Raw genomic sequence first — 22147 nt, 5'->3', positions numbered from 1 at the left:
CGCCGCTGCAGGTGCCGGGTGGTTACTGAACCTTGGCCAACTCTTCGTTCATCGCCGCAATGGCTGTGGCCGCGTCGATCTCGTCGTCAATATACTGGCGAACGACGCGGTTTATGGCCTGGCTGTTGATCATCTTCGATGCCAGCGCCAGTTGGCCTTCGGCCACGCCCCAGCGCTGCGCCACATCCAGACCGCCAACGATCTCGTCGATCATGGATTGTTCGTACAGCTCGCCCAGGGGCGCTTTGCGGTCGACACCAACAGGCAGCTCTGCCCAGGCTTCCGAGAACGCGGTCGGGTTGTCGGCATTGCCACGACGGACCGGGAACTTGCCTTCTGGCGCGATTGCCAGCGTCTGGGTGTAGCCGTCGTCCATGGCGAATTTCACGAACTCCATCGCCGCATCGGTATCGGCGTCGTTGGTGATACCGAAGTACCGCACATCTCCCCATGCCGCGCCATCGGGGTTTGATGGGCCGGACAGCTTGGTCACGATGCCGGTCTTGCTCGCCAGATCGCGCGAGGTCGGATCATCGTTGATGGTTGGCGGGGCACTGTCACGCAGACCCGCGAGTTCGTCCAGAATAAAGGGCGACCAGATGATCATTGCGGCTTTGCCGTCAAAATACAGCTCGCGCGATTGCTTCCAGAAAAGCTCACCCGGAGGCGACGCCTTGGAGATTGCTTTATAGAAATCCAGAACCTCGGTGGTTTTGGCTTCGTCAAGCGGCTGGAACCCATCGGGACCCACAGGCGACACTCCATTGGCGAGGAAGACATGTTCCAGCACCTGGCTCATGAAGTTTTCGTCCACTTTGGTCGCCGAGACAAAACCGTACATTTCCGGCGGGTTGTGCAGAGCCTCAAGCGCGGCCTGAATATCGGCAAAGCTGTCGGGGGCTTCCAGACCGGCCTCTTCGAACAGGTCCTTTCGGTAGACCACCATCTGGGTCCAGCCATCGACTGGCACCGAGGCGGTTTCGTCGTTGAACGCAGCCATCGCCAAGGCACCGGGGGCAAAAGTGTCAGCACCCAGTTCTTCTATCACTTCGGTCGCAGCTTCGGTGTCCAGAATACCAGCCTCGGCCCAAGGCAGAGCGTACTGCAGCGTGTGATAGACAACATCCGGCAGGTCGCCCGCAGCAAAAGCGGCCGTCGCGCGCGTGCCCAAATCGCTCTCGGTGACCGGGATCACCTCAACCGTAGTACCGGTTTCGGCCTTAAACTGGTCCGCCATCTCTTGCTGTTTGGCCAGACGTTCAGGTTGCTCCTCTGTGGTCCAAAAACGGATCGTGTCGGCCTGCACGGATAGCGCTGTCAGCGCCAGCGCTAGCGACGAGCCAAGCATCAGCTTCGCAGCTTTTGGTGTTAGTTTCATCGGTGTCCTCCCCGGTTATGTTCACGTCAGATGGTTTAGTTTCTGCGCCAATTCGTGTGACGTCAGATGTGGTGGCCCGTCCGAGTCACCTTCGATCAGGGCGGCCTCGGCCAGTTCTCGCAAGTCTGCAGCCGCTTCGCCACGGATTTGCCTTATCAGTAGGGTCGCCAGCCGTTCGCCGGCCGCACGAGAATCGACGGAAAATGTCGTCAGTGCAGGGCGCGCGTAGCGGCATTCAGGAACTCCATCATAGCCGATCACCGAGATGTCGCGCCCGATCTCGAAACCCTGATCCTGCGCATCCGCGCAGAATCCCAGCGCGGCCAGGTCGGTCGCGAAGACAATCGCCGTTGGAGGTTGATCCAAAGCCATCAGCGCCCGTCCCTGCGCTGCGCCATCTTCACGCGTGCGCGCGCCCTCCAGGATCAATTCCGGATCCAAGGGTAGACCAGCAGCATGCAAACCTTCGGCATATCCGTCACGGCGTAGATGCGCGTAGTTGAACTTGGGATCGCTCCCGACAAAGCCTATGCGTGTATGTCCCAAATTGCTCAGTCGCAAAACGGCGTTACGCATTGCGCTTTCCCCAGCAATGTCGAACCAAGAAGTCTCGTCCCAGTTATTTGGTTGTCCATAGCCGGTGCGCCCATACAGAATATGAGGCACCCCGAGACTGCGCAGAAGGCCAATACGCGCATCCTTCACCGCAGTCCGCGGGAGAATGAATCCATCGGCCTTCCGTTCTTCGTAAAGGCGGCTCAGCACCTTCAATGTGTCTTTTTCGGAGGTCGCCGTGGAAATGGTCATGGTCCAGTCGAGGCTACTTGCCGCTGCGCAGGCTCCGGCCAGAAAATCCTGCAAGAAGGGATTATGCTGATCTGGCTCCTCGCTGTTGATAACCATAGCTATCGCACGAACTTGTCCGGTACGGATCGCCTGCGCATGGCTGAGCGGCCGATATCCCAACACCCGAGCTGCTTTTTCCACCCGTGCGCGCGTCGCCGAAGAAATATCCGGATACCCGTTAAGCGCGCGTGAAACCGTGCTTTTGGACAAACCCAGATGCGCTGCCAATTCGTCCAGTTTCACCCGGCCCGTGACGGTTGCGTTACCTGACTGGTCACGCGGTGGATATGAAAGATTCGCGGTCATTGAAGCTATTTGTTCGTTCCGAAACCGGTTTCGGCAACAAAAAAGTTAAAAAAAGTGCAACCTGGCTATTTTTTGGACGTTATCTGAATTGCATCAGAACACTTAAAGAACACGCGGAAGGGCTTTGTCGTAGAGTTGGGACCAATCACGCTGGTGCAGCCAAGGCGTGTCTGTTCGAGGGTCGCTACATCCCAGAAAGCCCAGCATTGGTGTTCAATAGAAACTGGCGGAAAATTGGGCTGCTTGCCGCTCCGATACCGCGGGCGTTTTCTCCGACTGCTGCCGCTTCAACGACTGGAGGAATCAAACCGCGTTTGTCTTGGTTGGCCAGGTAGCGACGAACTCGTGAGACCAGTTCTTCCCGTATTTCAGGTGGGAATGCGCCGTCGATGAAAATCGCTTCAAAATCTATGACCGCGCAAATAGACAGCGCAGCCTTGGCCAGTTCCTGTGCCGTGGTACCGATCCAGGGTTCGACATAGCGAGAAATGCTGCTCCAATCCTGCGGCTTTTTCCATAAAATGACCGGATCAATACCCGCTTCGATCAGCCTGTCCTCGAGCAGAAACAGCGATGCAGTGTCGATCAGTTGCTGGCTTTCACCCAAAGGACCCGTTGTCCGCATGGCGCCCAAGGCACCGGCATTGCCTTGGTTGCCCTCAAATACGGTGCCATTCAAGGCAACGCCTCCGCCAATCATTGAGCCGATGAAGAAATAAAAGTAGTCTCGGTACTCGGCCCCGCGGCCGTAGAGATGTTCGGCGTGACACGCGGCCGTCGCGTCATTGACCACAAAAACAGGCAGGTCGCTGAACTTGGCCACTTCGGAAAAAAAGTTCACGTTTCTCCAGGATTTGAATTTCTGAGCCGCAAGCCCAGACAGGTCGTGCCATTTCCACAGCTCGAACGGTGTACCGATCCCGATCCCGCATACACGGTCGCGAAGCTTCTGGGGCTCATTGGCCAGAAGCTCTTGCAATCCCTCCTCCAAAAAACCAAACACAGCTTCGGGCAGCGGGTAGTCATAAGTCGTCGAGAGCTGTTGGCGTGGCTTACCGGTAAAGTCGATCAAAAGAAGATCGGCGCTGCGGCGACCGATCTTCATTCCCACCGACAGAATGCCTTCGGGATTGAGCTCCATGGGGATCGAAGGTTTCCCAACTTTGCCCTTCAACGGCGTCCCACGTTTGAGAATCTCATCCTTTGCGAGCTTACGTAGAATGATCGACACGGTCTGCGGGGACAGGCCGGTCAGCCGCGCGACATCGGCCCCGGCGGCAGGTCCATGCCGTTGTAAAACCGTCAGAATCAGGCGTTCGTTGTGATCACGAACACCGCTTTGGCTTACCCCGCCGGTAAGTATTTTCAGCGCCTCTCTTTCCATTACCCTAAACATAAACACCTTGTTTTCTTATGAAAAGATGCGCAGCCAAATTAATAAATAAACTTTATTTATTTATTGACACAGAGGCTAGAATCACGGTTTCTTGAGCAAGACCTTCATTGGAGGATGGAGGCGCGCCTTGTCGCTATTCCACGCAGGGCCACAACAATTTTCTGGGAGGAGACTAAATGAGAAATCTATTTAAGATTGCCGCATCCGCCACAGCGCTGACTTTGGCTGCAGCATCTGCGCAGGCTGCCGGGGAAACCGTTTGCCTGATTACCAAGACCGATACCAACCCCTTCTTTGTCAAGATGAAGGAAGGCGCAACCGCCAAGGCAGAAGAGCTGGGCATGACGCTCAAGGCGTTTGCTGGTAAGGTCGATGGCGACCATGAAACTCAGGTCCAGGCTATTGAGACCTGCATTCTTGATGGCGCAAAAGGCATTCTGCTAACGGCATCGGACACAAGCTCGATTGTTCCCGCGGTCAAGCAGGCGCGGGATGCAGGCGTTCTGGTCATTGCGCTGGATACGCCGCTTAGCCCGATTGACTCTGCGGACGCGACATTCGCGACGGACAACTACAAGGCCGGTCTGCTGATCGGTCAGTGGGCCAAGGCTAAAATGGGCGACGCCGCAGCCGATGCCAAGATCGCGACGCTGGATCTGAACGTCAGTCAGCCGACAGTGGACGTTCTGCGCAATCAGGGTTTCCTCGACGGTTTCGGTGTGGACCTGGCGGATCCGAATGTCATCGGTGACGAAACCGATGCGCGTCTGGTCGGCAGTGACGTGACAGACGGCAACGAAGAAGGCGGTCGCCGCGCGATGGAAAACCTTCTGGCCAAGGATCCATCCATCAACGTTGTTCACACGATCAACGAACCGGCCGCTGCGGGCGCCTATGAAGCTCTGAAATCCATCGGGCGTGAAAACGACGTACTGATCGTTTCGGTCGACGGTGGTTGCCCCGGTGTCCAAAACGTCGAAGCCGGTGTGATCGGTGCGACAAGCCAGCAGTACCCGCTGTTGATGGCTTCGCTAGGTGTTGAGGCTGTGAAGAAATGGGCCGAAGAGGGCGTGAAGCCCGAAAACACACCCGGCAAAGACTTCTATGACACGGGCGTGGCACTCATCACCGACCAGCCGGTTGATGGGGTTGAGTCGCTGTCGGTTGCAGAAGGCCTGGATCTCTGCTGGGGCTAGAGACAGCTCTCTAGGTGAGGCGCGCCGCAGCGCCTCATCAATCCTTTCACCAGCAAACCGAAACTTCCTGTACACTGATTTCGTGGACGCGATGCCAGCCACGAAAAGGGGGGAGATATGTCTGAAGCAAACCAAAACGCCCAGGAATTCGAAACCGCCGCCAATGCGTCAGAAACCGTTGCGGAGTTTGAAGATCACCGGCGTGGTGTTCTGGGGAAGTTGCAGCATCTTCTCCACGTCAATCCATCCTTTGTGCCCTTGATCGTTCTGGTTGGCGCGATCGTTATTTTCGGCCTGCTGCTGGGATCAAAATTCTTCTCACCCTTTGCGATGACGCTGATCCTGCAGCAGGTTCAAATCGTCGGCATCGTGGCCGCGGCACAAAGCCTTGTCATTCTGACTGCCGGCATCGACCTAAGCGTCGGCGCGATCATGGTGTTTTCATCCGTCATTATGGGTCAGTTCACCTTCCGCTATGGCATCCCCGTGCCCATAGCCGTGATGTGCGGGCTGGCCATGGGGACCCTGATCGGGGCTCTCAATGGATGGCTGGTCAGTCGCGTAAAGCTGCCGCCCTTTATTGTCACGCTCGGCATGTGGCAGATCGTTCTCGCGACAAACTTCCTGTATTCCGCAAACGAAACAATTCGCAGTCAGGATATCGAGGCCAACGCCCCGTTCCTGCAATTCTTTGGCACAAAATTCAGCGTCGGTGGCGCGACCTTTACGGTTGGTGTTATATTCATGCTCGTTCTGATTTTCGTGCTGGCCTACGCGCTTAAGCACACGGCCTGGGGCCGTCATGTCTATGCGGTGGGGGATGATCCCGAAGCCGCCGAACTATCCGGTGTGAACGTCCACAGAACGCTGATGTCGGTTTATATGTTGTCCGGATTGATCTGTGCCTTTGCAGGCTGGGCCCTGATCGGGCGCATCGGGTCGGTTTCACCTACATCCGGTCAATTGGCCAATATCGAAAGCATCACTGCGGTCGTGATTGGCGGTATCTCTCTGTTCGGCGGGCGTGGCTCCATTCTGGGGTCCCTGTTCGGGGCTCTCATCGTCGGCGTCTTTACTCTGGGGCTCAGGCTTCTGGGCGCGGACGCGCAGTGGACCTTCCTGCTTATCGGACTTCTCATCATCGCAGCCGTCGCAGTCGACCAGTGGATCAGAAAGGTATCGGGCTAATGTCAGACACAACTCCAGTCGTCCAAGGCCGCGGGATCGTGAAGCGCTATGGCCACGTCACCGCCATCGACCATTCCGATTTTGAACTGCGGCAAGGCGAAATCCTTGCGGTGATCGGAGATAACGGCGCGGGCAAATCGTCCATCGTCAAGGCGATCTGCGGTGCCACGATCCCGGATGAAGGCGAGATCCTGATCGAAGGCAAAAAGGTCAACTTCACCTCGCCGATTGATGCCCGGAACATGGGGATCGAGATCGTCTATCAGCAGCTTGCCATGTCCCCTGCCCTGTCGATTGCGGACAACATGTTCATGGGGCGCGAGATTCGCAAACAGGGTTTCATGGGCAAATACATGCGTCAGCTGGATCGGCCTGCGATGGAGAAGTTCGCCCGCGAAAAACTGACTGAGCTTGGGCTGATGACCGTGCAGTCAATCAATCAGGCGGTAGAGACACTATCCGGCGGCCAGCGCCAAGGCGTTGCCGTTGCGCGCGCAGCTGCCTTTGCGACCAAATTTATCATCATGGACGAACCAACGGCTGCTTTGGGCGTGAAGGAAAGCCGCAAGGTGCTTGAGCTGATCCAGGACGTAAGGGCGCGTGGCATTCCGATCATTTTGATCAGCCACAACATGCCGCATGTCTTCGAAGTCGCCGATCGCATCCATGTGCACCGGCTGGGCAAACGTCTTTGTACGATCGACCCCAAGGATTATACGATGTCCGATGCCGTGGCCTTCATGACCGGTGCCAAGGAACCTCCAAAAGAGGACGCAGCGTGATCGAGCAGGATGCAAAGCACGTTTGCGACCTGATCTCCTCCCGGAGGCAGGTTGGGGTTCGGACGATTGTTGCAATCGCCGGCCCCCCTGCATCCGGAAAGTCGACCTTAGCGGAAGCCGTTGTTCAATCGCTGAACGCGCAACAGAGCTCGGCGGTTCCTTCAGCCACTCTTGTGCCAATGGATGGTTACCATTTGGACAATCGCGTTTTGGAAGCGCGCGGCTTGCGTGCAAAAAAAGGCGCACCAGAGACCTTCGATGCCGTTGGGTTTTGCAAGGCGATTAGGGCGCTGCTATCCGCGCGACATGAATCCTTTCATCCTATGTTCGACCGCCAAATGGACTTGGCAATCGCCAATGCGATTGCGGTTCACCCTGAAACTCCGATTGTGGTTGTAGAAGGGAACTACCTTTTGATGAAAAGCGACCCGTGGAGGACGTTAGAGGATGTTTTCGCCCTAACGGTTTTTGTCAGCCCCACATTGGAAGAACTCGAAAGCAGATTGCAGCAGCGCTGGATTAAGCACGGATTTGACCCGGAAACCGCGCTACAACGCGCGAAAACCAACGATCTGCCCAACGCAGAACGTGTCATCCGTGATAGCCGGAAAGCCGATCTTACACTGAGTCAAAACTACACCGAATTCGGGATGCGCTACGCGTTCTGAACCCGTGCACTGACTTCAGCCAGACCCTGGTGCAGCGCCTCTGGGCAGCTTCAGGTGCAATCCAAGTCACCCCAATACGCGATGAGGTCAACTGATGAAATTCTTCGAGGACACCGCAGAAGTAAACGATAACAAAGACCCGACAGGCTTCGGATTATTGGATTGAATGACCACCAATCCAAGCCTAATCGCCAAGTCAGACCGCATTTTCAAATAGGTCATTGCATAAATTCGCAGTCTGACGGATACGGCGGTATCGGTTGAGGTTGCAGCTTTGGTTGCCGCGGTCGTGATTGCATAGGCAGAGCACTTCGCGGGGATCGCCAACAACATCATTGTTAAACGGTTTTGTTGCAAAGTTTTGGACGCGCCAAATTGTTTGGGCGATCTCTATTGTCTTATGCAGCCACTTCAGCAATTTGTTGGAAAGGACAGATTTCGGGCTTGAGCTGACCTTTGCGGATCAGGTTTGTGACCTCGACCCCTTCAAGTGTCGCGACGGCTGAAGCGAGTGCTGAGAACCCCAGCGTTTGCTTCGTGTGATCCGCTACAACGCCGCGTTCGCACATTATTTCTGTCAGGTCGCGCTGGGAGCCACCCTATCGAGCATAAAAGGTCATTGCGAACAGTATCACGTCCTTCCGATACTGCGCGCCTGAAAAAGAAATCATGATCCAACCTTCAACTGGATTTAGCCGGTCGCCGCACAAGTGCTAACGCTACGAAGGTCAAGCGTCAAAAGATGGCGATAGAACCGGCTTCAAGTTACCAATTTCCTGAGCCAAAAAGGCGTTCGCCCTGCTCGTCTATAACCTGTTTCGCCTTGGCGATGCTGAAGCTTTCGGCCTGGTCTCGGCTTTCGAAAACATCCGCCCGGATCACCGTGTGGGTCTTGCGATCTCCGTCGATAACCTTTTCGATACGGGCCAACAGGCGGTATTTGCCACCCTCGGGCATCAGGTCGGGGAATATCTCGAACCCTTTGTACAAGATCGGCTCCGGTTCCGACTTTTCAGCGCCACCGAAGAGTTTTGAGAACAGGGACATAGGGCGGTTCCTTTCAATGTTGCTAGTTTTGGAAGCGAACTCCGCAATGTGCTGATGTGAAACAGGTCGTTAGATCAGATCACCCGCCGTCGATCCGATAGCACGCTTGGCGCATGGTCTGAAAGCCCCGAACCGCAGCGAAAGCCCGGTCCACCGCTCCACTATCCATTGCATGAAAGAGCCCTAAGTGGACGTTCGCACAAACCGACTAGCCCGATGTTGCGGCGACGGGAACAGCCGGGCTTTTACGACACAAACATAGGGACTAGTTACATTTCAGCCTTTGGGCGTATACCAAATCGGCGAAGTGTAAGCACGTTCCTGCGTTGACGTAGGCACCTCAGCAGGCACCTCGTCTCCAAACCGAACGGCGTCATAAATTGTCCACCTCGGAGTTGGAATCTCTAGTACACGTGCGTAGTAGAAAGCCCTGACTGAAGGATCGAACTCAGGATCCGTCCAAACACTGATCAGCTCTGGAGACCCTATCGAATTGGTAAACGTGCCCGTTGCAACATCCACTGTGTTCCCCACCGCTGGCAGCTTGCCTTCCCCATCAAGTTTTCGGTCTCCCGACCAAGCCACGTCATAGACCCGCTCTTCAGTTTCGCCATTGGCATTTAACCAACCTTTCACAATCTGAACACGGTCGAGATTGCCGGAAAACGGATCTTTCAGCGCAGCAACTAGGAATGTTGGGGCGTCCGCGCCTTCTGTTGCATCTGCGAGGTCCCCTCCCATCGGAACGCCTTTTTCATATCCTATTTCGGCGGGCAAACGAGACCTTGCATCAGCTTCGGTAAAGTCCCAGCCACCAAAGAAGCGAACCGCGATGCGACTACCAGTCGTCCCATACACTTCCTTCCGTTCCATTGCGTCGAATATTGCTTCGCGTGTGTTATCTTCGGCCCAGACTGCGGCGTAACCAGACGCCGCCATTTCCCATCCAAGAATTCTTGTCGTATCGAACTCACCAACGACGTGCTGCCAACGACCGGGCTCGGGTTCGACGCCAGAGTGTTTGCCAAAGAAGTTGTCTTCTTCCGCCGTTGCCAAAGCAGTATGGCTGTCTGTCGAACCTACCACTCCGAATTTGTATGGATTGGTGCCTAGTTCAGCCTCAAGCTTAAGTCCGTTCTTCAGAGCCTCTCGGGCATACTCGTACTGGAGCATCCAGTCTTCTTTAGGAGTTGGGCCGAGGTTGGATTTGTCCCAAGTCTCATAGTCTGCGAACTCATCGTTTGGGCTTAAAAACGGATGCGTTTCTCCGTCACCTTTGATTTGGGTGATCTCATACATCGGCTCCCACTTGGCACGCCGCTCTGCGTAATCTTCTGTCAAAGGCTCACCCGTTTCAGGGTTTGTCTCGACCGGAAACATCAGGCCGTTAGAGACGTTGCCGTTGTGTGCAAGGGCCAGTACACGGCCGCCAGTCTCTTGTTCATATGTTTCCATCCAGTCCCACAACCGTTCCGGATTAAAGGTTTCAGCGGTTGTAAAAGGCAGCATTTGCCGCGCGCGAATGGCATCATCCCGGTAGATCACATTGCGGTGCAGGTTGTTGCCAGCTTCGGTGGACGTCCATTCGTATCCAATGAACGCAGTGAATGTGCCAGGGGCGTTGTGATGATCCGCAGTTTGCGTGAATTCGTCCCATATAGATTGTACAAACCTGCGGTCTGAAACAGCCTCGGGTAGAGCATCGCCGGTAATGCCAGCAAAGGTTTCAATCACTTCCATGGTTGCACCCAGAGCGACGTCGCCGCCGGCATTTAGGCGTTCGTTCCAGTCTCGAAGCGTTGGGTCACGCATAAGCGTAGAGTTCCCCGCCACGATCTCATTCATAGCCCCCATGGCATCAGAGTGATCGGATACGACAAGCCAGTCGAGCGGACGCGACAGCTTCACACGGAGGCCATGCGATGTGGTGACTTCGTCACCACGTGCAAACCTATAGGCATCGTCTGGGCTCAGAATGACGCCAAATCCGCGCGCATCGAGCGAGTTTGACGTGTGCAGGTGAGTGTCACCCCAAAGCGGGCGCGTAGGAAAATCTCGACCTGCATACGGCGAAAAATCAGTAGGCGCTGGTTCACGCATATCATCAACTGATATGGTCATCTCTCCAACTTGCCCGCCTTGTGCGGCGTCTTGAGCATTTGAAGAGCTTGCTATGAACGCTATGGAAACTATTGCTGTCGATGTCTTAAGAAAAAACTTCATTTGAACCTCCCAGCCGAGCTGAATTCTAGTCTATGGCAACATCTGACCCGGCTGTTCGTCAAGGAAAACAAAGGTTTTTCTTATATGAGCTTAAGAGATCCCGGGTGAGGCTCGACTAGTCCCGGGCCGCAGCTTCGCCCAAAACTTTGACGCTCGGACGCGGTGAAAAGCACCCCTACGAGTGCACGTTCTTGACGACTGGTGACTTGGCTCGCCAGTCTTGAAACAGAGACCTTGATCGGAGGCCTTGCCGTAAAGAGGTTGTCGCGAACACCCCTATTGTCCTTATCCCTTTTTATTTGCCTCGGTCGTTTCAGCTCAAGATAAGCTCAACATCATATTCATATTTCAAGATAATTTTGACTGGGGCAAACCTGGGCTCACGGAGGCGGCATGATCCTCGGTACGGCGAACCCCGAGATGGACGCCCTCGCTGCGGAAGGATTTCGACTCACGAGTTTCAACGTGGAAAGCGAGTGCACTCCGTCCTGCGCAGTGCCCATGACAGGACGTTACGGTCAACCATAGCGTCCCACTTGGGGGTGGCGTTTACGGTCTGTCTCAGTGGGAAATCACAATTGCAGAGTTGCTGAAGGTGGTAGGCTACAACACAGCCATGTACGGCAAGTGGCACCTTGGCTGGACCGAGGGGCGCTATCCAACGAATCATGGATTCGACGAATTTTACGGAGTTGAAACCACGGACGTTACAGTCTGGCGCACGCTTCCGGGTTTTGCTGAAGCCAATATGGAAGAGCCTGTTGTGATGCGAGTGTTACAGGCGAGCCAGTAACCATCGCGTGGGACTACAATCTGGACTATCGCGGCGAGATCGATGGCGACCTCACAAAAAAGGCTATCGACTTTATCGAAGCGAAGAGCGCCGAAAACGCGCCGTTTTTCACTTATCCTGCGAATACGCAGACCCACTATCCAAACATCGCTTCCGAGGAGTTTGATGCCGCTAATGGAAACAGCGTTTGGGCCGATATTGTACTTCAGACAAATACGTAGATCTGGAGTAAAGATGATGCGCTTGAGGCCGCTGCTATTTCCGGCGGCACGGGGGTGATCTTTACGCGTGCGGAACTTGAATTGAACCGAGTTTAGCCGAAGAACTCCGCAAGGAAACGCAATTGTATAATTTTCTTGTTCCATTCATTCTCAGGTAGATTTCTCGGCATCAATCACTGTTTGCTAGTACCAAATACGGCGACAGGTTCGGCCAGACCATCGATCTCAACCGAACCAAAGCTCACTAGCCAATCGATCTCCGACAGAGCTTCATTGGTTGCGGCATCCAAAAGCATTGCCGCGCAGAGCGATTTGCATTTGGCCTCTAACCTAGAGGCAAGATTTACAGGATCTCCGTACACCGTGAACGACTGGCGGGTGTCGGACCCGATCGTGCCTGTGACTAGCTCTCCGCTTGCGATGCCAATCCGGGTTGAAAACCCATGCCTGACGGCCGTCGCGTGCAAGGCTTCTGCAGTTCTTATCGCAGCATCCGCTGGCGTCTCGACTTTGACTGGTGCGTTGAATGTCACAAGAAATCCGTCGCCAAGATAAGAAATAACGATCCCATTTTCGGCTGAAACTTCCTCGGTCGCGTCCGTGAGAAAGAGGTCCAAGCGTTTGATCACTTCGTCCGGATCATGCTGTGAGGAAAATCTTGTGAACTCGGCAATATCCAACACGAGCGCCGTACCAAATGATTTCTGAGGCCTCAGCGGAGCGTTGTCGTCAATGAGCTTCTTCGCGATTTCTTCCGGCAGGTATTTGCTAAGAAGGTCCGAGACATGTTGTCTTTTTGCGCGTTCGCGACCGCGCTCCAGATCAGCTTCAACTTGCGCAAAGAAGACCGCTCGGCTTCTGAAGACGGCAATTGCTAAAATGCACGTCGCAAATAGCAGCATCCCGGTTTCTTCGATGCGATTGCCGCGACCGATGAAATCAATGGAAAGAAACACAGCCTCATAGGTTTCGCGGGTGGCCATCGCTGACATATCTGCCCATGACAGTGTCCGCTCCATCGGCAACGTGACCCAAATGAATGCCGCCCACCATCCAACTACGCAAAGGCCTCCAGTCCAGAGCACAAGACGCCAGGAAAGGCTGAGGCACGACAAAGCGACTATTGGAAAAAGGTAGTATATTCCGTAAGCGCGGAACGCGATGATCTGCGGTACGTCGTCGGCCCTGCTGATGGGGACGAGCGCAAAAAGTGAACAGATCGCCAATGAATCCAGTGCGTAAACGGCGTACTTGATCCAGGCCCTGTCATAGCTGGTGCCAATCAATAAGAGATGGGCGACGCCGATTGCAGTGAACGCGAACAATGCGAAGGTCGTAACTTGGCGCGCACTGAACTCAGGAAACAACAATGTTGAACCCAAATACCAGAAAAATGCTGCAGCGGTAATGAAGGTGCGACAGGCAATCGCCAAGCGTAGTCCGCGCTGCTCGGCCTTTGTGAGTCTTCTTTCGGCCTCCGTTGCGAATTGTTGCGCGTCGATTTCGGTCAAAACTGGCTCCGCCGAATTGGAATTAAGTCAAACACTGCCGTCGCAGGTCGCAGGGGCTTTTGCTTCTAATTTGCACAATATCAAAGTGTCTCGTGACAGACATTCATGCCTTCTTGACCAACGAGCCAAAACGCGGATGAAGCGCATCTATTTTGACCCAAGCTCCGCTGAGGACCAAAACAACCTAGCAATAAAGGCCCAACTGGAGACCGCGTTGAAAAAGAGAAATCTCTGTTTGGTTGTAACCGGGCGAGCCTAGGCAGGACAGCCAAGTAGCTCTTATACGGATAAAAACACTAGTTTTGCAGGTATTCCCAAGCTTGGGATATGACAACTGACCCTTCTCCCACCGCGGAAGCAACGCGCTTGACCGATCCTGCGCGGACGTCGCCCACGGCAAAAATCCCGGGACAAGACGTTGCGAAAGATGATCCGGCATTGGCCTCGTTGCCCGTGACCACAAAGCCGCGTGCGTCCAGCTGGCAGCTCTGCGACAGCCATTCGGTATTGGGTGCAGCCCCAACCATAACAAAAGCGGCGCTACAATCGAGTGGCCAGTCTGATCCGTCACGCTCAATGATAACCTTGGACATGGATTTGTCCCCAAGAAGTGTCTTTAGCTGGGACTTGTAGTGGATGGTGACCGCCGGGTCCGCCTCTAACCTTGAAAGCAGGTAATCGGACATCGATGCAGCCAAGCTGTCTCCTCGGACCAATACGTGGACATGTTTTGCGGATCGCGACAGGTACATCGCTGCCTGCCCCGCAGAGTTTCCGCCCCCAACGACGACGACTTCTGCGCCCTTGCAATAGCGCGCTTCCATTTCAGTCGCGGCATAGTAGATGCCCAAACCCTCAAAGTCCTTCAGTCTGTCCAACGGCAGGCGCCGGTACTGGACCCCCGTGGCGACTACGACCGAACGTGCCCTTAGCTTTTGCCCATCGTCCAGTGTTACACAAAACACGCCATCAGATTGCCGATGCAATTGAGTGGCCCGTTTTGGGCGAACAAATCGGGTGCCAAACTTCATGGCTTGGACTTCCCCTCGCCATACAAGGTCTGCACCCGATATGCCTGTCGGAAAGCCCATGTAATTCTCGATCCGGCTGGACGTCCCAGCCTGCCCGCCGACCGCGAGCTCCTCCACAACAATCGCAGACAGCCCTTCCGCACCAGCGTAGACCGCAGCTGCAACCCCGGCCGGGCCACCTCCAACAATCAAAACATCTATGACCTCTCGACAATCGTAAGACTGTTCGAGCCCGAGCAATCGAGCGACCTTGGCTGGGGTCGGGTTGTCAACCACCAGGCTGTCACCAAAGATAACCGCCGGCTGATGGCCTGTCAGGTGACAGGACTGCGCGACCTCACATGCGCCCTCAGAACCTAGGTCCATCGTTTGGAACGGGATCTTGTTTCGGATAGCAAACTCTTCGATTTGACGGATGTTGCGATCCAGGTCAGCGCCAATCAGTTTCAGAGAGCTGTCGTTGTCTTCGATTTGACGTCGGCGACGTGCGGAAAAGACAGTGATGACGATATCTGACATCTCTGGAATGCGCGACATTGCGTCCAGCATCTTCTCGCGCGGCACGGAGATAACGTGCGTGTCCTCTCGCGCACGCATCGGCAGCGAATAGACCCCGCCGCTGAGAAATGCGATCTCTCCCAGGAACTGCGTCGGCCCAAGGGACGTGGGTAGATAAGCCTCTCGCGTTTGTGGATCAATTACCTCAACCCGACCGCTGACAATGTAGATGAACTGGTCCATTGGAACGCCAACCTCAGCGATCATTTGGCCTGCCTCAAAACTCACTTCAGTGCCCAACGCTTTCAAGGTTTCGACATGGCTCTGATGCAAAGGCGTTCGCGTCATTTCGCGAAGATTGGCAGCAAGGCTCTCCATGTGCAGTTCTCCTGACGTTCAGCGCTATTACAAGACCTAGCGGCTATTTCGAGGTTTTCACCTATTCACTTGGCACTAGGGCTGCCGCAATAGACCCACCGACGTTTCGCATGCTGCTTCCCGAGCAATGAGCCATGCAATGCAACGGTCACTGCACCATTGGCTTACGTTGTGGCTTGTCGCATCGGGAAAACCTTGCGCATGGCCACATAGAAAACAGGTGTGAAAAACAGCCCAAGCAGAGTTACGCCCGACATGCCAAAGAATACTGCCGTTCCAAGAGCCTGTCGCATCTCTGAACCGGGGCCGACTGCAATCATCAAGGGCACAACGCCGAGTATAAACGCGAATGCAGTCATCAGTATTGGCCGCAAGCGCAATTGGCTGGCCTCGACAGCGGCATCAATAGCCGACAACCCACGTTCTTCCTGCGCTTGTTTGGCGAACTCCACGATCAGAATGGCATTCTTTGCGGCAAGCCCCACAAGAACAATCAATCCAACCTGCGTCAGAATATTGTTGTCCATACCTCGAAACATCACCCCCAGCATCGCGCCCAATACAGCCAGTGGAACGATCAAAATAATGACCAACGGAAGCGTCCAACTTTCGTAGAGCGCCGCGAGAAAAAGAAAGGCAAACAGCACCGAAAATGCAAAAATATATGCTGCCGTATTGCCCTGATTTCGTTCCTGCAAAGCAAGCTCGGTCCATTCAAAGTCCAACCCCGGCGGCATGACGGCTTCTGCGAGTGCTTCCATCTCCAGCAATGCCTGACCCGTTGACACACCGGGTGCTGGCGAGCCCTGAACCGGCACAGACACCTGTTGATTATAGCGCTGAACCAAGGCGGGCCCCGCGGTTTCGCGGACGGTAACCAAGGTACCCAACGGAACCAAAGCTCCTGTTGCGGAACGGACTCGCAGACTTCGAATATCACTCTGGTTCAGACGGAACGGCTCGTCCGCCTGCGCGCGCACCTGGAAAAGACGCCCGAAAGCATTGAAGTCGTTCACATAGGCAGATCCGAGGTTGATCGAGAGTGCTTCGAATATTTCGCCAATCGGGACATTGAGCATTTGTGCCCGAACGCGATTGATCTCAAGGTACAGCTGCGGTGATCCGGACGAAAAGGTTGTGAACACGCCCTGAACCTTGTCCGACTGGCTTGCACTGCCCATGACTGCATAGGCAGATTGCAACACGCGTGACATGTCTGCACTTTCAAGTTCCTGAAGCTGAAGCTTGAAACCGCCACCAGTGCCGACCCCGCGGACCGCCGGAGGTGCAATGGCGATGATAAAGGCTTCGCGCAGGGCCTGCATCCGGCCAAAAAGCTGGCCCACAATAGCACCTGCAGTCAGCCCGTTTTCCTGACGGCTTTCGAAGCTCTCGAAGGTGGTAAAAATAACACCTTGATTGCTTGCATTGGTAAACGTCGCCCCCGAGAAACCCGCAAATGCCACAGCATTTGTGACCCCGGGTGTTTCCAATGCTATCTCAGTCGCTTGCTTGATGATATCGTCGGTCCGGTCCAGTGCTGCACCATCTGGCAGTTGCACCACAACGATGGCGTACCCCTGGTCCATTTCAGGGATGAAACCGGTCGGTACTTTTGTCGTGATCCAATATGTTCCGCCCATCAATCCGGCAAAAACCAAAAGGACGATGCTGCGCATCCCGGTTGAACCAGACAATGCGCGCACGGTCCGACCATAAGCGGACGCCATTGCGTCAAACCCCCTGTTGAACCCGTTGCTAAGTGGGTCTGTGACAAAGGCCAGCGGATTTCGTGTTGGTCCACTGGAGTTTGGCTTCAAGATCACGGCGGCCAACGCTGGCGAAAGGCTAAGTGAATTGATGGTCGAAATAACTGTTGCGACGGAAATCGTGACAGCAAATTGCCTGTAGAATTGGCCGGTAATGCCGGGAACCAGAGCGGCTGGCACAAAGACAGCAATCAGAACCAGTGTTGTCCCGATGATCGCATTTTGGACCTCGTCCATGGTGCGGGCGGACGCATCTTTCGGAGACATGCCGTTTTTGATGTTTCGTTCAACGTTTTCGACAACAACGATGGCATCATCAACGACGATCCCGATCGCCAGAATAAGCCCGAACAGCGTTAGCAAATTCAGAGAGTATCCAAGCGCCAACATCACGGCAAATGTCCCGATAAGTGACACGGGAATGGCGATCAACGGTATTATGGCCGTTCGCCAGCTCTGAAGGAAAACAACGATCACAACAACAACCAGCAATACGGCTTCGAACAAAGTTCGATAGACCGCGTTCACCGAGGCTTCGATGAATTCTGTAGGGTTGTACACCACCTGATACTCAAGCCCGGATGGGAAATCCTGTGACAACTCTTCTACAACCGCCAAAATCTCATCCGCCGACGCCAATGCGTTCGAACCTGGTCGTTGGAAAATGCCGAGGGCCACAGCCGGTTTGTTGTTAAGGTACGAGTTTGTCACGTAGGAGCGTGCTCCGATTTCAACCCGCGCCACATCCCTAACTCGTACGACGCGCCCGTCGTCAGTCGACTTGACGATAACCCGACCAAATTGGCGTGGATCTTCCAATCGACCTTGCGTTGTGAGCGTCACTTGAAAGGCGCTGTCGGTCGCATTGGGCGGTGATCCCAAGGAACCGCCCGAAACCTGAACGTTTTGTTCGCGCAGCGCCGCGACGACATCTCCGGACGTCAATCCTAGCGAGCCAAGCCGGTCCGGGTCCAACCACACGCGCGCCGAAAACTCCCGTTCACCGAAAATAATCAGATCGCCAACACCATCAAGACGCACAAGGCGATCTCTGACACGCGAACGGGCGTAGTTGGATACATAAAGTTGGTCAAAAGTCTCATCGGGTGAGAGCATATGTATGACCATCATGAGATCGGGTGAAGACTTGTTCGTCGTGACGCCGAGCGCCCTGACCTCCTGCGGAAGGCGCGGTTCAGCGATAGAAACGCGGTTTTGGACAAGAACCTGAGCAGCGTCGAGATTGGTGCCCAGTTCAAACGTTATCGTCAGCGACATAGACCCGTCAGCCGTCGAATAGGAAGACATGTAGAGCATGCCCTCAACACCGTTTATTTCTTGCTCCAACGGGGTCGCGACCGTAGCGGCAATCGTTTCAGCGTCTGCTCCGGGGTAACTCGCCCTGACCACAATCGATGGAGGCGCGATTTCCGGGTACTGCTCAACGGGCAGTTCGAAATACGCGAGCAACCCAACGATGGTTGTCACAACCGCGACAACGATCGCAAAGATGGGTCGAGTGACAAAAAAACGCCCCATATCAGTTTTCTGCGACCAACGGCAGCTCGATCAATTCCGCAGCAACGACCGTGCCCGGACGAGCGCGAACAAGACCTTCGATGACCAGTGTCTCCGAACCATCCAAACCTTCACGCACGACCCTGTAGCCGTCTATTCTGGGGCCCGGTCGGATTTCCTTTGGAATGACATTGCCTTCTGCATCCACTGTCATCACAAGTCTTCGGTTCTGATCGGAAGCAATCGCCTCATCCGGGATCAGAATGCCCTCATATGGAAGCGATCCGGGAACGTTCACGCGTCCGAACAGACCGGGTGTCAAAAGCTCATCCGGGTTGCGCAGAACTGCGCGTACGCGCATCGTGCCAGTTTCGTCATCAATGCGGTTTTCCGAGAAATCCAATATTCCGTTTTGAGGTGGTATACTCCGGTCAGCCACTGTTACCTGAACTTGAAGATTGTCCGCTCCTTCTTGCAGAACGGATCCCCGGGCACGCGCATCCCGCGCGTATGCCAGAAAATAACGTTCATCTATATCGAAATAGAAATAAATCGGGTCGGTCGAAACGATCGATGTCAACAGGGTGTCCTGGGCTATGATCAGGTTTCCTGGATCAACCCGGGCTTGGTCGATACGCCCTGACATTGGTGCTCGGATCTCCGAGTACTCCAGATCAAGCTCGGCCAATTCCAGTGCAGCGCGCGCTTGTTCCAGAACACCTTGCGCCGCAAGAAAAGCTTCGCGACGTTGGTCCACCACGCTCTCCGCGATGTTTCCATTTCTGATCAAAGCCTCAGCGCGTTCAAGCTGATCAGTCGTAAAGGCACTTGTTGCTTCAGCAATGCTGATCTGTGCCCGGGCTTGCCTCAATGCAGTACGAAACTGACGCTGGTCGATCGTAAAGAGCAAATCGCCCTGTTCGACGAGAGTTCCGTCCTTGAAATGCACTTGGTCCAGAAAACCGGAAACCCGCGCTCGAACGTCCACGTCAGCCGCGGCGCCGAAGCGACCGACAAACTCATCATCTTCAACTATGGACTTCACAACCGGCTTTGCCACCGTCACGGGTGGAGGACCCTGCTGAGCCACAAGAGCGCCTGAGAGGGCGATCAAAATGACGGTGGCGATAGGAAAAACCCTGATGATCATGCTCATGCCCCCGGGATAGATGATGACTTAAGGTCAAATCTGCCATCGAACACTTTAGAGTGTTCTAGCACAAAGGGTCTAGTTGATTTGATGTTAGTGATCATTCTGCTCCATTTCTGGACCGCATTCAGCGAACTACGACCAATTTTTTAGCAGTGAGCGAATTATTAGTTCGGCCCAAAGCTGACGCGCACGCCAAAGCCTCGATGCAGCGGTTGCCGCCCGCCTTCCGGACATTCGCAGCGCTTTCCAACAATGTCTTTTGCGTGAACCAGAGCAATCGTTAGGCGTAGGCGTGATAGTGGCACAGATTGCCTCCTATCAGTGGTTAGTTGGATTCGTATAGCTTGAGAACGCTCAACTCAGCATTCTTTCCGAAACGTCCTCTAGAAGTGTATGAAGATCAAACTCTTCACCTTTCTCGGCAAGCCTTTTGTCATGCAGAATGAAGGATAGCCCGTGCACGAAACTCCACAACAAAAACCCACGGCGGCGAACGTCGTCTGTGATGCCCGGTTCACCGAGACATTTTGCTACCTCAGTCAATAGAATCCCGAAACTTTGCTGGCCGCCTTCCTCTAGCCGCGGGTCCGCGATGCGATCTGTGAAGCCGCCAAATTTCAGCCTGAAGATCCCAGGCTCATTTAACGCGAAGGCAATATACTCCATCCCTATGGCAGTAATGCGCTCGGGAGATCCTTCAGGAACGCCTTCCAGCGCAGCAAGCATATTGTCTCGATGCCGATCCATTCCCTCAAGGACAGTGGCAACCAGCATTTCTGTCTTGTCTTTGAAGTGCTTGTAAGGTGCCGCGGTTGACACGCCCGCGCGTCTGCACGCCTCGGATACGGAAAAACTGTCCGGACCTTTTTCTTCTACCAACTGTCGGGTTGCTTCGATCAGTGCAGCGCGGAGATCACCGTGATGATAGGCCTTCTTGCTGACGGAAAGACCCGCCGTTTGTCTGTTTGTCGGATGACTTTTTTCGATGCTGCTCATGATCCAACATGTGCCAGATCACGTATCTCTTGTCAAAGTGAGAACTTCTAACATATGTTAGAGACACTAACTTGATGAGGTCCCCAAATGCCGAACCCTGCAAATTCATCTACTGAAGCGACCAAACCGAGCCTATTTGTACGTGTGTTACGCGGCAGTGTGCGTCTGGGAGTGACCGTCAGTTTTGTAGCAATTGCGGCGGCCGCTGTTCACTTCGGCGCATCCGAGCTCACGCGTCGAGCGGAGGCGGTGCCAGCACCGGATGCCGCCGCTGTTACACCGGTGTCCGTGACGCCGATCACCTCCGAGAGCGCGTACACGGTCGACCGTGAGTTCATCGGGCAGGTCGAACCTCAGCGTTCGGCAGATATCTCTTTCGAACTGAACGGGACGCTGGATCAAATTCTGGTGGATGAGGGTGACGAGGTTGCCAAGGGTCAACTTCTTGCGACACTGGACATCGCACTGCTGGAGGTCGAACGCGACCGTCTGACAGCATCACGCGATGCCATTGCAGCCCAGCTTGCATTTGCAAGAAAGACGGTTGAGCGAAACGCGAAACTCATCGAACAAGGCTTTACCAGTCAAGCCCGTTTGGACGAAGCCGTTTCTCAGCAAGATGAATTGTTATCCAGAATTGGTGAGCTGGATGCGGCCTTGCGCGATGTGACCGTTCGGATTGAGAAATCCAGCATCGAGGCCCCATTTGCCGGTCAAATAACCGCGCGACACGTGGACGGCGGCGAAACTCTGCGCTCGGGCGAGCTGGTTCTGGGAATGGTCGAGGTCGTGTCGCCGCAGGTTCGGATCGGCATTCCTCTCGATGTTGATCCGGCGCTGCTAACTGATGTTGAGATCGAAATAGCAGGTCAAAGTTACCGGGCTGAGCTTGCAACCTTGCGGCCCGATATTGACCCGGTGACCAGAACCCGCACCGCGCTGTTCGATCTGAAGAACGCTCCCGATGTTGCTTTCGGACAAACCGCACGTGTGCATGTACTCGATCCTGTCCAAAGTGCCGGAACGTGGGTGCCCACAACATCACTGAAGGAAGGAACGCGCGGGCAATGGACACTGCTCGTAGCCGACGCGCAAAAGACTGTGCGCCTGGCGACGGTCGAAGTACTGCATGCCGAAGATGACCGCGTATTTGTGCGTGGCGCGTTTCCGGAAGGCACCGTCCTGATCGATCAGGGGCCGCAGCGGGTCAGCGTTGGTCAGCGCGTCGCCTTCAACACTGGCGAGTAAC

At 54.8% G+C, this 22147-nt stretch carries 16 protein-coding genes and 1 pseudogene; 6 read left to right on the top strand and 11 right to left on the bottom strand.

The window, feature by feature from the left end; translation table 11 throughout:
* Positions 1-22: 22 nt before the first annotated feature.
* The 3 genes from ACR0I8_RS21385 to ACR0I8_RS21375 form a co-directional block, all read right to left on the bottom strand.
* Positions 23-1378 carry an ABC transporter substrate-binding protein gene (locus ACR0I8_RS21385; RefSeq protein WP_170693201.1) on the bottom strand — a complete coding sequence of 452 codons (1356 nt, stop codon included), beginning with the start codon at positions 1376-1378 and terminating at the stop codon, positions 23-25.
* A gap of 21 nt (positions 1379-1399) precedes the next feature.
* Entirely contained in the window at positions 1400-2530 is a 1131-nt protein-coding gene (locus tag ACR0I8_RS21380; RefSeq protein WP_170693203.1) for a substrate-binding domain-containing protein, read from the bottom strand.
* A gap of 184 nt (positions 2531-2714) precedes the next feature.
* Positions 2715-3914: an ROK family transcriptional regulator gene (locus ACR0I8_RS21375; RefSeq protein ID WP_170667793.1), complete on the bottom strand. Its 1200-nt coding sequence runs from the start codon at positions 3912-3914 to the stop codon at positions 2715-2717.
* A 188-nt stretch (positions 3915-4102) separates the two neighbouring features.
* Here ACR0I8_RS21375 and ACR0I8_RS21370 point away from each other — a divergent pair, with 188 nt between their 5' ends.
* The 4 genes from ACR0I8_RS21370 to ACR0I8_RS21355 all read left to right on the top strand — a co-directional run bounded on the left by ACR0I8_RS21370 (position 4103) and on the right by ACR0I8_RS21355 (position 7760).
* Positions 4103-5122, top strand: a complete 1020-nt coding sequence (locus tag ACR0I8_RS21370) for a sugar ABC transporter substrate-binding protein (protein ID WP_170380654.1) — start codon at positions 4103-4105, stop codon at positions 5120-5122.
* A 117-nt stretch (positions 5123-5239) separates the two neighbouring features.
* Positions 5240-6310, top strand: coding sequence for an ABC transporter permease (locus ACR0I8_RS21365; protein ID WP_170380653.1), 1071 nt, complete (start codon positions 5240-5242; stop codon positions 6308-6310).
* Positions 6310-7092 carry an ATP-binding cassette domain-containing protein gene (locus tag ACR0I8_RS21360; protein WP_170429655.1) on the top strand — a complete coding sequence of 261 codons (783 nt, stop codon included), beginning with the start codon at positions 6310-6312 and terminating at the stop codon, positions 7090-7092. The genes ACR0I8_RS21365 and ACR0I8_RS21360 overlap by 1 nt, the downstream gene beginning before the upstream one ends.
* Positions 7089-7760 (top strand): nucleoside triphosphate hydrolase, encoded by a 672-nt coding sequence (locus ACR0I8_RS21355; RefSeq protein WP_480703615.1) that lies wholly within the window; start codon positions 7089-7091, stop codon positions 7758-7760. The genes ACR0I8_RS21360 and ACR0I8_RS21355 overlap by 4 nt, the downstream gene beginning before the upstream one ends.
* Before the next feature lie 765 nt (positions 7761-8525).
* Here the strand turns inward: ACR0I8_RS21355 and ACR0I8_RS21350 are convergent.
* The gene (locus ACR0I8_RS21350) at positions 8526-8807 is read right to left on the bottom strand and encodes an HlyU family transcriptional regulator (protein WP_170693205.1); all 282 of its coding nucleotides are present in this window, start codon (positions 8805-8807) and stop codon (positions 8526-8528) included.
* Positions 8808-9083: 276 nt separating this feature from the next.
* Positions 9084-11030 (bottom strand): DUF3604 domain-containing protein, encoded by a 1947-nt coding sequence (locus ACR0I8_RS21345; protein WP_170693207.1) that lies wholly within the window; start codon positions 11028-11030, stop codon positions 9084-9086.
* 595 nt (positions 11031-11625) lie between these two features.
* Here ACR0I8_RS21345 and ACR0I8_RS21340 point away from each other — a divergent pair.
* Positions 11626-11685, top strand: a pseudogene (locus tag ACR0I8_RS21340) (hypothetical protein); the annotation flags it as partial.
* 29 nt (positions 11686-11714) lie between these two features.
* Here ACR0I8_RS21340 and ACR0I8_RS21335 read toward each other — a convergent pair.
* From ACR0I8_RS21335 to ACR0I8_RS21310, 6 genes are all read right to left on the bottom strand, one after another.
* Positions 11715-12188, bottom strand: a complete 474-nt coding sequence (locus ACR0I8_RS21335) for a hypothetical protein (RefSeq protein WP_480703623.1) — start codon at positions 12186-12188, stop codon at positions 11715-11717.
* Between the two features lie 29 nt (positions 12189-12217).
* Positions 12218-13555: an adenylate/guanylate cyclase domain-containing protein gene (locus ACR0I8_RS21330; RefSeq protein ID WP_170693210.1), complete on the bottom strand. Its 1338-nt coding sequence runs from the start codon at positions 13553-13555 to the stop codon at positions 12218-12220.
* A 296-nt stretch (positions 13556-13851) separates the two neighbouring features.
* Positions 13852-15462: an FAD-dependent oxidoreductase gene (locus tag ACR0I8_RS21325; protein WP_170693213.1), complete on the bottom strand. Its 1611-nt coding sequence runs from the start codon at positions 15460-15462 to the stop codon at positions 13852-13854.
* A gap of 164 nt (positions 15463-15626) precedes the next feature.
* Positions 15627-18770 carry an efflux RND transporter permease subunit gene (locus ACR0I8_RS21320; protein ID WP_170693215.1) on the bottom strand — a complete coding sequence of 1048 codons (3144 nt, stop codon included), beginning with the start codon at positions 18768-18770 and terminating at the stop codon, positions 15627-15629.
* Between the two features lies 1 nt (position 18771).
* Positions 18772-19899 (bottom strand): efflux RND transporter periplasmic adaptor subunit, encoded by a 1128-nt coding sequence (locus tag ACR0I8_RS21315; RefSeq protein WP_480669274.1) that lies wholly within the window; start codon positions 19897-19899, stop codon positions 18772-18774.
* Positions 19900-20256: 357 nt separating this feature from the next.
* Positions 20257-20898 carry a TetR/AcrR family transcriptional regulator gene (locus ACR0I8_RS21310; RefSeq protein ID WP_170380643.1) on the bottom strand — a complete coding sequence of 214 codons (642 nt, stop codon included), beginning with the start codon at positions 20896-20898 and terminating at the stop codon, positions 20257-20259.
* Positions 20899-20985: 87 nt separating this feature from the next.
* Between ACR0I8_RS21310 and ACR0I8_RS21305 the strand changes: the two genes are divergently transcribed.
* The gene (locus ACR0I8_RS21305; RefSeq protein ID WP_170693216.1) at positions 20986-22146 is read left to right on the top strand and encodes an efflux RND transporter periplasmic adaptor subunit; all 1161 of its coding nucleotides are present in this window, start codon (positions 20986-20988) and stop codon (positions 22144-22146) included.
* The last annotated feature ends 1 nt before the right edge of the window (position 22147 follow it).

It is taken from the genome of Ruegeria sp. BG9 (assembly GCF_056538305.1).
This window is presented reverse-complemented; position numbering and strand designations above follow the sequence as displayed.

Bases quoted from the DNA above. Each gene is read 5' to 3' on its own strand.
- ACR0I8_RS21385 (WP_170693201.1), bottom strand. From the start codon at position 1,378: ATGAAACTAACACCAAAAGCTGCGAAGCTGATGCTTGGCTCGTCGCTA.
- ACR0I8_RS21380 (WP_170693203.1), bottom strand. From the start codon at position 2,530: ATGACCGCGAATCTTTCATATCCACCGCGTGACCAGTCAGGTAACGCA.
- ACR0I8_RS21375 (WP_170667793.1), bottom strand. From the start codon at position 3,914: ATGGAAAGAGAGGCGCTGAAAATACTTACCGGCGGGGTAAGCCAAAGC.
- ACR0I8_RS21370 (WP_170380654.1), top strand. From the start codon at position 4,103: ATGAGAAATCTATTTAAGATTGCCGCATCCGCCACAGCGCTGACTTTG.
- ACR0I8_RS21365 (WP_170380653.1), top strand. From the start codon at position 5,240: ATGTCTGAAGCAAACCAAAACGCCCAGGAATTCGAAACCGCCGCCAAT.
- ACR0I8_RS21360 (WP_170429655.1), top strand. From the start codon at position 6,310: ATGTCAGACACAACTCCAGTCGTCCAAGGCCGCGGGATCGTGAAGCGC.
- ACR0I8_RS21350 (WP_170693205.1), bottom strand. From the start codon at position 8,807: ATGTCCCTGTTCTCAAAACTCTTCGGTGGCGCTGAAAAGTCGGAACCG.
- ACR0I8_RS21345 (WP_170693207.1), bottom strand. From the start codon at position 11,030: ATGAAGTTTTTTCTTAAGACATCGACAGCAATAGTTTCCATAGCGTTC.
- ACR0I8_RS21335 (WP_480703623.1), bottom strand. From the start codon at position 12,188: ATGGAACAAGAAAATTATACAATTGCGTTTCCTTGCGGAGTTCTTCGG.
- ACR0I8_RS21325 (WP_170693213.1), bottom strand. From the start codon at position 15,462: ATGGAGAGCCTTGCTGCCAATCTTCGCGAAATGACGCGAACGCCTTTG.
- ACR0I8_RS21320 (WP_170693215.1), bottom strand. From the start codon at position 18,770: ATGGGGCGTTTTTTTGTCACTCGACCCATCTTTGCGATCGTTGTCGCG.
- ACR0I8_RS21315 (WP_480669274.1), bottom strand. From the start codon at position 19,899: ATGATCATCAGGGTTTTTCCTATCGCCACCGTCATTTTGATCGCCCTC.
- ACR0I8_RS21310 (WP_170380643.1), bottom strand. From the start codon at position 20,898: ATGAGCAGCATCGAAAAAAGTCATCCGACAAACAGACAAACGGCGGGT.
- ACR0I8_RS21305 (WP_170693216.1), top strand. From the start codon at position 20,986: ATGCCGAACCCTGCAAATTCATCTACTGAAGCGACCAAACCGAGCCTA.